Source organism: Steroidobacter sp., assembly GCF_036402275.1.
Classification (GTDB): Bacteria; Pseudomonadota; Gammaproteobacteria; order Steroidobacterales; family Steroidobacteraceae; genus Steroidobacter.
In genome coordinates, this window is record NZ_DASWTF010000002.1 from 144,740 (window position 1) to 159,431 (window position 14,692).

Annotated in this window: 12 protein-coding genes; 6 read left to right on the plus strand and 6 right to left on the minus strand. The window is 61.8% G+C overall.

What is annotated here, in order from left to right:
• Positions 1-14 precede the first annotated feature (14 nt).
• Together VGD45_RS00745 and VGD45_RS00750 are read left to right on the plus strand one after the other, a co-directional pair.
• Complete coding sequence (locus tag VGD45_RS00745; protein ID WP_331153345.1) at positions 15-2,339, plus strand: hypothetical protein; 2,325 nt, start codon at positions 15-17, stop codon at positions 2,337-2,339.
• Between the two features lie 162 nt (positions 2,340-2,501).
• The gene (locus VGD45_RS00750) at positions 2,502-3,566 is read left to right on the plus strand and encodes a class I SAM-dependent methyltransferase (protein ID WP_331153346.1); all 1,065 of its coding nucleotides are present in this window, start codon (positions 2,502-2,504) and stop codon (positions 3,564-3,566) included.
• Here the strand turns inward: VGD45_RS00750 and VGD45_RS00755 are convergent.
• The 4 genes from VGD45_RS00755 to VGD45_RS00770 form a co-directional block, all read right to left on the minus strand.
• Positions 3,534-4,763, minus strand: a complete 1,230-nt coding sequence (locus VGD45_RS00755; protein WP_331153347.1) for a glycosyltransferase — start codon at positions 4,761-4,763, stop codon at positions 3,534-3,536. The two genes, VGD45_RS00750 and VGD45_RS00755, sit on opposite strands and share 33 nt — an antisense overlap.
• Positions 4,764-4,935: 172 nt before the next feature.
• Positions 4,936-5,319: a hypothetical protein gene (locus VGD45_RS00760; protein ID WP_331153348.1), complete on the minus strand. Its 384-nt coding sequence runs from the start codon at positions 5,317-5,319 to the stop codon at positions 4,936-4,938.
• Positions 5,316-5,636, minus strand: coding sequence for a heavy-metal-associated domain-containing protein (locus VGD45_RS00765; RefSeq protein ID WP_331153349.1), 321 nt, complete (start codon positions 5,634-5,636; stop codon positions 5,316-5,318). The genes VGD45_RS00760 and VGD45_RS00765 overlap by 4 nt, the downstream gene beginning before the upstream one ends.
• An 11-nt stretch (positions 5,637-5,647) precedes the next feature.
• Positions 5,648-6,310 (minus strand): hypothetical protein, encoded by a 663-nt coding sequence (locus VGD45_RS00770; protein WP_331153350.1) that lies wholly within the window; start codon positions 6,308-6,310, stop codon positions 5,648-5,650.
• A 529-nt stretch (positions 6,311-6,839) separates the two neighbouring features.
• On the opposite strand from VGD45_RS00770, the gene VGD45_RS00775 reads away from it, so the two are divergent.
• The 3 genes from VGD45_RS00775 to VGD45_RS00785 all read left to right on the plus strand — a co-directional run bounded on the left by VGD45_RS00775 (position 6,840) and on the right by VGD45_RS00785 (position 9,182).
• Positions 6,840-7,634, plus strand: coding sequence for an SDR family oxidoreductase (locus tag VGD45_RS00775; protein WP_331153351.1), 795 nt, complete (start codon positions 6,840-6,842; stop codon positions 7,632-7,634).
• A gap of 307 nt (positions 7,635-7,941) precedes the next feature.
• On the plus strand, positions 7,942-8,724 hold the full coding sequence (locus VGD45_RS00780) for an SDR family oxidoreductase (RefSeq protein WP_331153352.1): 783 nt from the start codon (positions 7,942-7,944) through the stop codon (positions 8,722-8,724).
• Positions 8,725-8,825: 101 nt separating this feature from the next.
• The gene (locus VGD45_RS00785) at positions 8,826-9,182 is read left to right on the plus strand and encodes a cupin domain-containing protein (protein WP_349263180.1); all 357 of its coding nucleotides are present in this window, start codon (positions 8,826-8,828) and stop codon (positions 9,180-9,182) included.
• A gap of 55 nt (positions 9,183-9,237) precedes the next feature.
• Here VGD45_RS00785 and VGD45_RS00790 read toward each other — a convergent pair whose 3' ends face one another.
• Entirely contained in the window at positions 9,238-10,674 is a 1,437-nt protein-coding gene (locus tag VGD45_RS00790) for a PhoX family protein (protein ID WP_331153354.1), read from the minus strand.
• Between the two features lie 155 nt (positions 10,675-10,829).
• Between VGD45_RS00790 and VGD45_RS00795 the strand changes: the two genes are divergently transcribed.
• Positions 10,830-11,291 carry a DUF1801 domain-containing protein gene (locus tag VGD45_RS00795; protein ID WP_331153355.1) on the plus strand — a complete coding sequence of 154 codons (462 nt, stop codon included), beginning with the start codon at positions 10,830-10,832 and terminating at the stop codon, positions 11,289-11,291.
• A gap of 47 nt (positions 11,292-11,338) precedes the next feature.
• On the opposite strand, the gene VGD45_RS00800 is transcribed toward VGD45_RS00795, so the two are convergent.
• A complete protein-coding gene (locus tag VGD45_RS00800; RefSeq protein WP_331153356.1) occupies positions 11,339-14,443 on the minus strand; it encodes a TonB-dependent receptor in 3,105 nt (1,034 codons plus the stop codon).
• Positions 14,444-14,692 lie beyond the last annotated feature (249 nt).

The window sequence follows — 14,692 nt, forward strand, 5'->3', positions numbered from 1 at the left end:
AACTCATTGGCATTATGAGCGAACGCGACGAACAACCGCCGGCTGAAGCAAAGCGGACCGGCGTGAATCCCGGCTACGCCATGGGGCAGCTGGCGAAAGCGCTGATGAGCATCGCGGAGAGTGCCGACCCCGAAGTTCGCGAACGAGCACGAGCGAAGGTCGCGCGCTGGGAAGCGGTGCTAACGAACATGCTCACAGGCTCCGTCGAGTACGGCAGTCGAGCGCCGGTTCAGGATGTTCCGCCGTGGGCAACGCTGGAAGTCATCACGGGCGGTTTTGCCACGGGACAACTGTTGGCGGGCGGACCCTTGCTCGAACATGAGCAACCCTTGCTGGCTCGATTGCCGTCGGTCGAGCCCGGCGCCGAGCGGCGGGTGCTCAACGGATATTTCCTCTCCGACGAAGGTCTGCAAGACCTGCAAGATCGGCTCGCGAAGGGTCGGTATGAAATCAACGTTCCCGAGGAGGCCGCGCTGCTCGTAGCCGCCTGGTTGGCGCAACGAGAACACACGAATGAAGCGCGCGACCTGATCGAAAGTCTCGCGCCCTACTTCGAGAAGCTGCGCTTCTATCCGGTTCCTACAGACAAATCGCAGTCTGCCTCGACGTCTCGCGCACACCTGCAAACGGTGGGCGAGACGCTTCACGACCTGAAGGCGATGCGCAAGAACCTACGAGTTCTCGCCCAGAAGGAGGCCGTCGAAATCTGGGCGCCGCTCTACGATCGAATGGTCGAGCTGCTCGCAGAAACCGTCGTCAACGACACACCCTGCGCCAGATTTCCATCCGACTGGGCAACGAGAGCATCGCTCCTGCTCCAGCGATATTCCGAACTGCGAAACAATCATCGTCTATGCTCGAAGCCCGAGCGCCCCAAATATCACTTCGCGCAAGTACGCGAGCTTCTGCGCCGCGCGGCCGAAGATTCGCGCTCGGTGACGAGTAAGGACATCGCAAGGCTTCGCACCATCCTGCAGCGATACGTGACCAAGCGAGGGGCTCCTGGCTCGGCGCAGTGTGTGGCCGCGCGTCAGCGTCAACTCAACGATGTCACGGGACCTACTCACCAACAAATCGCAACCGTGGTATCCGCTCGGCTGCAGCAGCACCCGACTTCGGAAGGACTCGATTCCATCGACGGATTGATCCGCCCCATCGCCGAAGCCGAGGCAGCCACCTTCGACATGCCCGCAGGCACGGCGATCCCCGAGTCGATCCTGCACAAAATCGAACGCTGTTTGAATCAGACGATAGACGAGCTCATCGAGCGCGGGCTCGTCTCGTCGGGAGAAACGCTGGCTCGCCTGCTCCCCCAGATCACATCTGGTCTCCGCGCGCGAGGCTTCAGCGATCCGGCGCTACGAACGCTTTATGCAGCCACGTATCGGGCGTTCCGACGCCGGCGCTCGCTCCTACTTCTGAACCTCGAGAGCCAGGTTCGCCTCAACGAGCTGCCCTGGGTTGCGGCGATGGAACGATTCCGGATCGTGAACGGCGATGAGCGCGCCGTGGCGAGGCAAGCACTCGAGGAAGTCTCGGCTATCACGATCTCAGCCTTTCCTCACGTGATACTGCCAAACAAGCTGCTGCAGGAATTGCGCGCGTTGATCAAAGGCGCGGGACGAGATACTCCGTTGGTCGACGAGCTTGCCGCGGATATCTTCATGGGGCAGTTCTCCGGAAAGTTCGTCAAAGCCGCTCACATCGCTGCGTGGTTGCTCGAAGGGTCCCTCTATGCAACCTACTTCGACATCGACTACCAGCAGGTGCTATCGATACGCGTGCCGCAGTCCGAAGAAGGACAGCGCCGAGACAAAAAGCCGCAGCCTGACGAGCTCGCGGAACTCTGCGCATCGCGCGCCGGCGTGCAGACGAAGGCAGGGCGCAGTACCGCCGAGAACGGCATGATCATCGAACAGCAACAGATCCTGACGACTCAGAATCTCGCGCCCTTGTTCGTCGATGCGGACTTGAATGCCCGGCTGCGCAATCAGCTCTGGGACATGGCCGATCGTTGTTTCAGATGGATCTGCCAGCGTCACCAAATGAAGCTCGACGACCCTCACTCACGCCTGCTCATGCTCAAGAACACGGCGTATGCCTGGCGACAAATGATCTTCTATCTCTCGCTTCAGGACCGCGGCGACGTTGCCAAGTTCTTGGCCTCGGCCGATGCGCATCTGCGCGAGCAGTCCGAGGGCTTTCAGCAGCGCTTCGCACCCGTCTTGCGCGGCCTCGCCAACGCGGTTCAGGGCAAACCGGCCACCGACGACGGCGGCCGCCGTTTCCTCGGATGGTCGAACGTGCATCACTGGCTGTTACCGGGCGGTTCGCCATAGCGCTGGATGATCGGAGGAAAGCCGACAGGATCCAGAGTTCCTGTCTGTCTGGCGCTCCGCGAGATGGCCGATGTGGCGCCGGCTATCGGCCCCAAGTCACGGAAACAGACGGCGGATTGGTGGATAATGGCGGCCGGTGGCTAATGCATTTGGGTGATCAACTTGACGGAACGACCGGGTCGCGACGAGAAACCGCTGTACGAAGCGATCATTGACGCCCAGAAGCTTGCTTTCGCGCCCTTCTCATTTCACGCCGCGCTCGCACTGAGAGAGCTCGGCATTCTGGAAGCGCTGGCGGACTGCCGGCCGGACGGGCTGACGGCCGAGCGCATCGCGGAGCTCACACGCGTGCCGGTCTACGGCGTGAAGGTGTTGCTCGAGTCCGGCGTAGTGTCCGATCTCGTCGCGCTCGAGGGAGACCACTTCCGCATTCGCCAGCTCGGAATGCTGGTCCTCCGCGACCCGATGACTCGGGTCAACATGGATTTCACGGCGGACGTTTGCTACCGAGGGGTGGCGCATCTTCGCGAGACGGTGATGACCGGCAAACCGGCGGGACTGAGTGAGCTGGGGCCCTGGAACACAATCTATGAAGGTCTCACCCAGCTGCAGCCGAAGGCTCAGCAAAGCTGGCTCGCCTTCGACCACTACTACTCGGATCCCATGTTTCCTGCGGCGCTGCCGAAAGTATTCACGGACAAGCCGAAGCGGCTGCTCGATGTCGGCGCCAATACGGGCAAATTCGCGATTGCCTGTTTGAATCACGATCCGCAAGTGAATGTCACGTTGCTCGATTTTCCGGGGCAGCTCGAGATAGCGCGTCAGGCCATCGTTGCCGAGGGTCACTCGGCGCGCGCCACGTATCATCCGATCGACTTCCTGGACGCCTCGATCGAATTTCCGCCCGGCCAGGACGCCATCTGGATGAGCCAGTTCCTCGATTGTTTCGGCGAGGACGAGATCGTCTCGATTCTCGAGCGCGCACGGCGCGCGCTCTCGCCACAGGGTCGCATCTATATCGTCGAAACGTACTGGGACAATCAGCAGCACGCCGCCGCACGCTACGTGCTCGCAATGACGTCGCTGTACTTCGCTTGTCTCGCCAACGGCAACAGCAAAATGTACAGCTCGGCCGCCATGCGCACCTGCGTACAGCGGGCAGGACTCGAGATCGAGCGTGAGTTGGAACGCTTCTCAGCCAGCCACACGATGTTCGTCTGCCGTTAGGAGAAGCTTCGCAGCCCGCATCGCTCCGTCGCCGATAACTCTGTCGGCGACCGCGAGTGCTTGCACGCGAGTGCCGGCAGTCAGCGCGGATTCGAGCGCGGCCGAGAACGATTCGGCCGTGGGCGTCGGCCCGTTGTGGGCCGCGCCGATGCCCAAGTCCCACACTCTGCTGGCCCAATAAGGCTGATCACCGATTTGAGGCACGACAACTTGGGGAGCCCCTGCCCGAGCGGCGGCTGTCGTCGTGCCCGCGCCGCCGTGATGAACCACGGCAGCCACGCGAGGAAACAACGCTTGTTGGTTGATCTCATCGATGATGAAGCAATCTGCAGCGTCATCCACCAGGGCTAGCTCCGCCCAGCCACGCGATATGAGAACGCGGCGGCCCTGAGCGCGCACGGCGTCGATCGCCATTCGAGCGAAGTCCTTCGGCGCTTGCAGACTTCCGAAGCCGATGTACACGGGCGGCGTGCCGCCATCGAGGAACGACAGTAGATCCGACGGAAGCGGCCGCTCATCCGGCAGGATCCACGCGCCGGTCTGCACGACGTCTAACTTCGATGGACGTCGCCAGGGCGCGATCACAGGATCCGCAGCGAGCAATGGCCGATCCGTCCAGCAGTAATCACGCACGTTATCGACTTTCGGTAAACCGACCGATGCTCGCAATGTATTGAGCCCGCCGCCGAAGATCTCGTTCATCACCTGCACGTCTCTATCCCAGAGGGCCTGGTTGTCAGTCACGCCCGGCGGATGCGGATGGCTCGGATATTCGAACGGACGCTGATACGGCGAAGGTAGAAACAACGGGCAATAAGCCGCGTGTACGTAACGGATGCCCCGCTTCTCCGCCACGGATCGCGCGGCGGCGACGGAGGAAAAGAGGCCGGTCGCAACCATCACATCGCATCCCTGCGCCGCTGCGTCGATGGCTTCGTACTGAGCTGCCATGACCTGCGCGGCCATCATGGGCAAAGAGATCGTCGCGCGCTTCGGCCACACTTCGGCGAGCCACTGACGCACCGACCTGAAGGCAGGCAGCAACGGCACGCCGGCATCGGCAAAAAGTTTCAGGAACTCCTCATCCGGAGGTGCACACACGCGTGCATCCGCACCGAGCGCGCGTAAGGCGACGCCCAATGCGAGCAAAGGCTGAACATCTCCACGTGATCCAAAGGTGGATAACAACACACGCATTTTCACGGCTCCCTTGACTGCAAGGCGGGCGATGCTGCCCCAACGCCCGGGCCTTCCAGCAAGCCCCCGCATGCGGTATATTCTCAGCACGCCAGGCGGAGATCGGTTCTGGCGTAAAAAAGGCGCCTCCCGGAGGCGCCTTTTCATTTGGAGCATCGTTCGCTAATTCGGGTCAACGCATGAGGACTGGAACGACCCACACGAATGCAGCGCCTATGGCATAGCCGACCGCGGCGCCCCAGAACAGCACGCCACTAACCCGTCTCAACCTCATGCACGCCCTGGCGGCATCCGGCTCGGTTGGACACGGTAGATACGACGCGTGCCGTAACATGACGCCGCTGATAACGAGCATCCCGCCGGCAACAGAAAACACCAGCAGCTTGTGTTCGCTGAGCCAGATGAGCTGAGGCACCGCCGAAACCAGCCCCACCAGCACGGCGCCAGCGCCCAGCGACACCATCACGGCCGGCAAGACGCAGCACACGAGAGTGGCCGAGCTTGCGAGCAAAGCAGCCGCGGATGCGCCGACGGTTCCTTTCAAAGTGACACTCACTTATTCAACCTCGAGCGCAACTCGTCCATCGAGTGCTGCGTGCGTTCGATGGCCTTCACGTCGTATCCGGCATCGGTGAGCGCTTTGCGCAGATCGGCGTCGGCTATATCGGCTCCTTCTTTAGTAACAACGGCGACGAGTCGGTTTTCCAGACTCACCAGCACCTCCTGCGTCGCCGGATTCTTGCGCAATGTTTTCTCGATGCCCTGCGCGCAGAAGCCGCAGACGAGGCCGTTCACGGTCATTTCGATCGTTCCGGCATGAGCGACGCCCGTGGCGAGCAGCGTGAATGAAAGCAGCAAACTTGAAATTCTCATCGTGATAATTCCTAAAAGTTGAACATGAGCATGGCCTGGAGCTTGCCTTCGCGGGTCGCGCCGGCCTCCAGCCATGCGTTGTGTTTGAAAAATCGGATCAAGGCGGCCCATTCGGTCCCGTTGAACAAGTCACCGGTGTATTCCCGCCCCTGAACGACGAACCAGACCGCGAGTGTTTCGTAGTCGTGCTCGTACGGCGCGACGCCCAGCTGCAATGTGTCGATCCGATGACTGAAGGCGCTGGCATCGTAGTAATCGGTCCGGAGGGACGAGTACACGCGGCGTGTTTCATAGTCGAGCTGTCCGCCCGCATGCCAAGTGAGCTCGTTCGCGCCCGTCTCCCCGATGTGCGCTCGCCCGAGCCCGCCCCAGACAAAAACGTTGGCCTGCGCCGATTCGAAGTTCCAACGCTTGGGCAGATAGTTGAATCGAACGTAGGTGATATCGCGCGTGTCGTCGTTGACATCGCTGTTGAGCGACAGGTGCCCGCCGCCCACCGAATACCGAAACGTCGGCGCATAGAACGCCTGCACTTCGGTCATCGTGCCGGCGCCGTACTCCGCCATCACCGTGGTCCCGTCGGCGAAGGCAATAGGTTTGGCCACCGCACTCACACAAGCGGCGCTGCTCAGGAACGCCATCGACAGCGCGAGGCGTCCAGGAAGCATCTTCATAGGATGACTCCAAGAGGTAACAGAAATGCACGGCACGTCAGTGCCGCGATGGTTACGAGCTCGGAATCAGGCGATGGGCGGAGGGACTAATGGCGCGTAGCTTGGCCCGGCGAAAGCCGGCTGAGCGAAAGTGGTGCTCGTGCTATAGCTCGCGAGGCGAACAGGCGCGGAGACGACAAAAGACGCTTGGGCAACGGTGCACTGGACGGTGCAACCCATGCTGGCCATCGCCCCATCGGGGCAGCAGGCGCAGTCCGTTTGCATTGCCTCGTGACCGGCACAATGCTGCTCTTGTCCATGATCCGAGGGCAAACCGCCGCCCACGGGGACGACGCCTTGCAGAATCAAGGCGATGAACAGCATCCAATTGAAGACGTGCCGGCGCATACAGATGGGCACAGTGTAGAACGAGCGATTCCGGAGATCCAGTCGCCACAGCGTCGCTCGCGTCCAAATCTCCCTAGGCCCCTTCAAGAGCCCATTCGCCACATCGCCGACCATGTTCCCCGACGGAACAGAGGAGCGGCACATGAAGATCGTGGTGATTGGCGGCAGCGGACTGGTCGGCGCGAAGCTCGTGAGCAACCTGCAACATCGGGGTCACGATGTTGTATCGGCATCGCGGCGGACCGGCGTCAACACCATCACCGGCGAAGGGCTCGACGAAGCATTGGCGGGCGCGCAGGTTGTGGTTGACGTGACCAACTCGCCCTCCTTCGAAGATCCCGAGGTCACACAGTTCTTCCGTTGCTCCAGCCGCAACCTGATCGCCGCTGCAGAAGCGGCGCGGGTGAAGCATCACGTCGTGCTGTCGATCGTCGGCACGGATCGTCTGCTTCAGAGCAGTTACTTTCGCGCCAAAATGATCCAGGAAGACCTGGTCAGCTCGTCGACGATTCCTCACACCATCCTGCGCTCGACTCAGTTCTACGAGTTCATGCCGCGCATTCCGGAATCAGACGCAGATGAGAGTACCGTGCGCGCTTCACCGGCGCTCGTCCAGCCGCTGGCGTCCGGTGAAGTCGCCGCCGCGCTCGCCGATCTGTCAACGGCGCTGCCGCGCAATCGAATGATCGAGTTCGCGGGCCCGGAGTGCTTTCGTCTCGATGACATCGTCCAGCGTGTGATGCTCGCCTATCGAGATTCACGTGAAGTCGTCACCGATCCGCAAGCTCGTTATTTCGGCGCGTTGCTGGGCGACGACACGCTGACGCCGGATGAAGGCGCGATCATCGGCGTGGGAACATTCGACGATTGGCTGAGAAACACGGCAGTCCCGGAAACCAACACCCGCCGGAGCGAATTGATGTCCATGAGCTCTTGATCGTTGCCCGCCTCGCAACGAAGAAGACGGGGCGTCAGCTTGTCGAGGGGCTGTTTCGGAAGGCGCATTTTCCACCCGTTCATGCGCGATTCCACCGCTGCCGGCGCCATCGCCGCACGGTGCCAAACAGTTACACGACGACGCGACGGCGGGCATTCCCTCGAGACTAGCGCGATTGGGCCAAGAACCATGTGACGAGACGCGTCCAAGTCGCCGCAAGCTTCGTCAAGAGATATCCACGACGCTCGCACAACATCACAGCACACGATGTGTGACCTCGGATCCCGGACAATAGTAGGAGCAAGACATGAAAATCGTAGTCATCGGCGGCACCGGCCTCATCGGCTCGAAGCTCGTCAACAAACTTCGCCAGGCCGGGCACGAGGTCCTCGCCGCGTCTCCGAACTCGGGGGTCAACACGCTCACCGGCGAAGGCGTGGACGAAGCGCTGACCGGCGCTCAGGTGGTGGTGGACGTCTCCAACTCGCCCTCCTTCGAGGACGCCGAGGTGCTGAAGTTCTTCGACACGTCGACTCGCACACTGCTCGCGGCCGAAGCGCGACTCGGCGTCAAACATCATGTGGCCTTGTCCGTGGTGGGCACCGCTCGCCTGCAGGAGAGCGGCTATTTTCGCGCCAAGCAGGCACAGGAAGCTCTGATCAAGGCGTCCTCCACGCCTTATACGATCCTGCACTCGACCCAGTTCTTCGAGTTCATCGGCCGCATCGCGCAGTCCAGCGCGGACGGTAAGAGCGTTCGCGTCTCGGACGCGATGATTCAGCCCATTCTGTCGGACGATGTCGTCGCGGCGCTGGCCGACGTCACGCTTGGCACTCCGCTGAACGGCACGGTGGAAGTCGCCGGCCCGGATCGCTTCCGCCTGAATGAGATCGTCGAGCGCACGCTGAAGGCGACTGGCGATTCGCGCACGGTGATCACAGATAAGAACGCCCGTTATTTCGGCGCTCTGTTGAGCGAGCAGACGCTCACTGCCGATGCTGGCGCACGCATCGGTGCGACGCGCTATCCGGATTGGCTCAAGCTTCAGTCTGCTGCGGCTCCGGCGACCGCCGCGGCTGCACGTCACTGAGGCGCAAATCCATGCAGCATCGCTAACGACCCCAAACCGAGGAACTGATCGTGTCCAAACTCAAGTTCTGTGGAATTCTGCTGGCTGGCGCGTGCAGCGTCATGGCGACGGCGCAGGCGAACGATGCCGCTCACCCCAAGGTCACCGAGTTGTTCACCAAAGCGCTCGCAGATTATCCGGGTAAGGAAGCGCTGATGATCACGGTGGAATTTCCTCCCGGCGCCGTGGACCCCGTGCACAAGCACGATGCGCACGCGTTCGTGTACGTGGTCGAGGGTTCGATCGTCATGGGCGTCAAGGGCGGCCGCGAAGTGACGCTGAAGCCCGGCGACACCTTCTACGAAGGCCCGAACGATCTGCACACCGTCGGGCGCAATGCCAGCAAGACCGAGCCGGCCAAGTTCATCGTCCTGCTGCTCAAGGAGCAAGGCAAGGACTTCTTCATCCCGGTGCAGTAGTCGGGACGATCCGATCACAGATGCGGGGGCGGTTCGCGCCCCCGCAGCTTTGTCATTACAGCGCGCCGTTGTCCCAAGGACCGGTGATGGCGAACGTGATGCCGGGCGATTGCACGTTCACGAACATCCACTTCTCGTAGAAGCACGCTCCGCACCACTCGCTGCCGGCGTAGTTGCCGGGACGGATGGTGCTGAGGATCTTGCCGCCGGCCTTGAAGATGGCGTCGACGCGCGCGATCTGTCCCTGATTCAGGTTCACGCCGTTCTCGGCGAACACGAACGTGCCGCCGCTCTGAGTCAGGCCGCGCAACCGCTGAATGCTGTTGCCGCCGTCTTCGCACAGAATGATGCCGCCTCGCGGGCTCACCGCGATGTTGTCGGGATTGTTACATTCGGTGTTGCTGACGCCGCCGCCCATGGAATTGAACACCATCTGCAACTGTTCGCGACGCGGGTCGTAAACGAACACCTGACCCTGGCGAGCCAGGCCGCCGTTGGTGCAAGTGAAATAGATCTTGCCGCTGTCGTAGAAGCAGCCTTCGGGGCGCGAGAAGCACGCACGACCCGGAGCCGAGTTGTAGATGCGGCCGTTGATCGCTTCCACGTCCGTCACGCGCACCCACTCGACGTCCCAGGTCGTGCCCGCGGGGAAGTCGACGTACGCGCCATTCAGGCCGCTGAAGTTGAAGTTGTCGGTGCCGACCACCTTGAGCGCGTACAGCTCGCCGCCTTCGGCCAGCTTGCCGTACTTCTTCGGCACGAACTTGTAGAAGCCGCCGGGAGTCACGTCTTCAGTCTGATAGACATTGCCAGTGGCGGGATCGACCGCGACCGCTTCCCACTCCGACTTGCCCATCGCGCGCAGCGGCTGGCCAGTCGCCGTGCCATAGCCCGGCACTTCGAAAATCCAGCCGTGACGCACGCCGGCCGGAGAAACGTTGCCGGCTTCTTCGCAGGTGAGCCACGAGCCCCACGGCGTGCGGCCGCCGGCGCAGTTGCGAATCGTGCCGGTGAGCGACGCATGCGAGCTCAGGAACTTGCCGGCCACCGCGTCGAACAGCACGTTGGTGGTGCCACCGAACCCATAGCCCGGGTCGTAAGCGGCCGGCGCGTTGAAGGCGATGCCGCCGGTGCTCTGTTCATGGTTGCGAACCAACGCGATCTCGTTGCCCCGCGCGGCGACGACCGCCATGCCGTCGTGCACGCCCGGCGTGCGCTGGCCATCGGCCATGAGCTGGCCCGTCCAGCCGTAAGTGAAATAGGAAAAGCCCGCCGGCAACGAGATCAACGCGAGGCCGGTCGTGAGATCGCGCACCGGCGCGACCGGGCCGTAATCGTCCGAGTACGGCAGCTCCACTGCCTGTGCTTCGCGACGCGCGAGCATCGCGGCGAAAGAAATCGAAGCGGCGCCGACCACGCCGTTTCTGATGAAGTCACGACGGCTGGTCACCGGCCGAACTTCGTCGGCCGATGCACGCAAAGAATCGCTCATGGCTTAACCCCTATCTCTTTTAAGAAGATGAACGCGAGCTGCTCGCGTCCGGACGGACGCGGCAACAGCGAGCGAAGGGTGAGCCGAATATGTTTAACTACCGTGTCGTCGGAACGATGATTGCGTGACAGGCGTCACCTGACTAGGATGTAAAAATGAAAAACTTACCTGCTAGCGACAGCCCCTCCGAGCTCATTTCAAGACGAATCGAGGAGCTGGGTGACTGGCGCGGGAAGACTCTGGCGCGGATGCGCAAGCTCATCAAGGAAGCCGTGCCGGAGGTCGTCGAGGAATGGAAGTGGATGGGCACGCCCGTCTGGTCCCACGGCGGCATCCTCTGCACCGGTGAATCCTATAAGAGTGTCGTGAAGCTGACGTTCGCCAAGGGCGCGTCGTTAAAGGATCCAGCGGGCCTGTTCAATTCGAGCCTGGACGGCAACGTGCGCCGCGCGATCGATATTCGCGAGGGCGAAGAAGTCGACGCGTCGGATTTCAAGGCGTTGGTGCGCGAGGCGGCCGCCCTGAACGGTGCGGGCAAGGCGGCCAAGGCCAAGACCGTCAAGTCTGCCAAGACCGCCAAGGCGAAAGCTCCGGCCAAAAAGAAGGCCAAGGCCTGATTGCCGCCCGCCGGCGCTCCCCGCGCCGGCGCCGCCGTAACAACGACTCACCTGTCAAAGCGTCCGCGCAGACCGACCATCACGATGCGGCCCGACTCGAAGAAGCTGTAGGTGGCGTTGGAGAACTGCTGATAAGAGCGCCGCTCCTCTTCGGAGATGTTGACCACGTCGATAGTGAGCTGCGGAATCATCTCCGACACGCCGAACATCTCCGAGAAGTCGAAGCTCGACGAGAAGTCGTACTGCGTGTAGTCGTCGGCGAACAATTCGGCGCCGAGCACACCCGATTGATTGCTGTTCGGACCCGAGCTCTGCGATCCCTGACTATGCGTCACCGACACGCGCGCGCTGATGCCACGCTTGTCGTAGTAGATCGTCGCGTTATAACTCTCCGGCGGCACGCCGATGGCGATGGCCGGCGCCGCACCCTCACCTTTCTGGTCGATGATGGTGTAGTTGGCCGTGAAACCCAGGCCATCCAGGGCCGCCACGAACACGCCGATCGGTTGCACCCAGTTGAACTCGAGGCCGTTGATGGTCAATCGACCGCTCGCGTTCACGATCTGACGCAGTTCCACGAGAGCGCTGGTGCCACCACGGCCATTCACCGCGTCGCGTTGTTGCTGAGCCAGTGACTCGAGCGTGATGCCGTACTGCGCGAGATCCGCGAACGTGACTTGCTGCGAGATCCGCTGAGTGAATCCCTCGATGCCCTTGCGGAACGCAGCGATGCCGAAGTAACCCTCCGCGCCCGTGTAATACTCGAAGCCAAAGTCGATGTTGTCCGAGAGGTAAGGATCGAGCTCCGGATTGCCGAGATCCACCTGCGATACGTCGGCGTTGCGAATCGATACGCCACCCAGCATGTCCGTCGGATTGCCGCGAGTCATGGTCTTGGACAAGCCAGCGCGCACGATGGCGTTCTCGGTGAGATTCCACGACACGTTCGCTGACGGCAACCAGTTCTCGTACGTCGTGTCTCTGGTTTCGATGGAGACCAGATCAGGAAGCTTCTGACCCTCGGCCAAGGCCGCGTTGGCCGCGTTGAACGAGGTGACCCGCGAAGTGACCGACTGATCGGTGCGCACCCAGCGCACACCGACGTTGTAGCGCAGGCGATGCTCGTCCACATCCATGTCGCCATTCACTTGTGCGAACAGCGCCGATACATCCTCGTCGATCGTGCCCCAGTTGGCTGTCGATGGCGTGGAGCCGGATTCGGGCGCGGCGGCGCGCACGGCGTCGTAATTTGAATCGCGACGGAACTGATCCCAGTTGACCGTCGCCACGCCGAATCCCGTCGGATGCAAATAACTCGGCACCGATGCGTTCGGAATCAGCGAACCCGCGTACGGTCCAGCATAGGCGGGATAGCTGGTCTGGTTGGGAATCGCCTGGATGGCCGGAATCTGTGCCGCTGTATCGCCCCGACACTGCGGCTGTGCATTTGGATTCACCGCGAAATTGGCGGGGCTGCCGCCGCACACGACTGCCTGCCACTCCGCATCGGCGCCCAACGGACGAATGTCGCGTGTGACTTCATCGTACGCGCCACCGCCCCGTACGCTGAAGGCGCTATCGCCCCAGGTCACCGCGAAGCGAGCGCCCATCGTCTCCGTCTCGCGTCTTTCGTCCTGCAGGTTGACGCGACCGACGTCGGTGCCGCCGCGATCGGTGATCAACCACTGCCAGCTGTTCGGATCGTTCAGATCCACGCTCGAAGTGATTGACGGAATGTCTCCGCCGGTGTTGCTGAAGTTGACCGTCCCGGTGTCGGAGATGAACAGCACCGTCGAGGCCTGACGATCGAACTCGCTTTTTGTGTAGTTGCCCTGTACGTCGAAGCTCAACCGCTCGGCGATCTGCCAGGTCATGCCGGGATTGGTGCCCCAGAATTCGGTATCCTCGATATAGGGCCGGAATTCCAGCATGAACTGCGAGTTCGGAAACACGCCCGAGGTCGCGACACAACCGTTGGTGCAGTCGGCACGATCCACCTGCATCTGCGTCGGCACGGGGCGGCCGCCCTGACTCCCTGCGCGTATGGCCCAGGCCACGGCCTGGCGGTCGAACTCGCTTTCCTGCTTGCCGTACATGGAGTCGAGGAAGAACTGCATGTCCTCGGTCGGACGGAATTCGAGACTCACGACGGCGTTGTAACGATCGCGGTCGCCATCTTCGAACATCGTGCGACCCAGTCGCGGAATCACGGCGTTGTCGATCTGCGTGATGCTGAGGCCAGGATTGTTCGCCAGCAGGAACGCCTGATCGATGGGAGCACCGGGCGTGAGGCCCGCCGCGATCGTGCTCGCATTGTTTGGAACCGTGGCCACCGTCGCTGGACCGTTGCCAGCAGTAGTATTACAAGGCCGCGGCGTTCCATTCGTATTGAATCCGCACTGAGCTTGCGTCAACGCCAGGTTGGCCCAGCCCACGGTCTCGAAACCGGTGGTCGCGATTTTGCTGCGAACCGCCGTCACACCCGCCAGCACGCCGAATCTGTCCCAGGTGTTACTTGCGATCAGTGCGCCGCGCGCCCCGAGGTCGTCTGCGTTGCTGTTGTCGGTGCCCTGAATCGAGTACGTCAGATGCGCGCCCTCGGTATCGAACGGCCGCGCCATGCGCATATTGATCGTGCCGGCCGCGCCGCCTTCGACCATGTCCGCCGACGGCGTCTTGAACACTTCGAGTTTCGAAAACAGCTCTGGCGGAAACAGATCGAGCGGCACCTCACGATTCGCGCTCGCGCCTTCTTGAGCCGCCGTCGCGACGGCAACCGGCGCGTTGTTCAACAGCACTCGCGTGAAATTCGTGTTCAAGCCGCGGATCGCGACCGTCGTGCCTTCGCCGCTGATTTCTCGGTTGATCTGGATGCCGGGAATGCGCTGGAAGGACTCGGCGATATTGGTGTCCGGAAACTTGCCGATGTCCTCGGCGAAGATGGCGTCGACGAAGCCGACCGATTCGCGCTTCGCCGCCGTGGAATCTTCTAGGCTTTGTCGGAAGCCGGTGACGACCACCTCTTCCAGTTGTTGGGCTTCAGTCTCTTGAGTCTGAGTCTCCTGAGCGCCGACCGCGGTGGCCGCGGTAAGAAACGTTGCCGCGACCGCTCCCTGGCGCGCTCGGCGAAAGGACGCATGCAGCTTGGCCATACGAATTCCCCCTGGCGTGATTTTTTGCGTTCGAATCGGAGTGGTCGGACCAGTCCTACCGGCCAGGCTCGACTGGCCGGACCAATCTCGGCGCTTGCACCGATGAACTCTCGAACACCTTCAATGTGTTCCGTCCTTGCTCGCGAGTTAAGTGTTTGCGAGATGCAGCGGCGCCGGCCTCTCGTTCATGCCAATATTCCGTGACAGTGCAAACAACAAATATTAACGTCTGAGTGCACTACCGCCCAT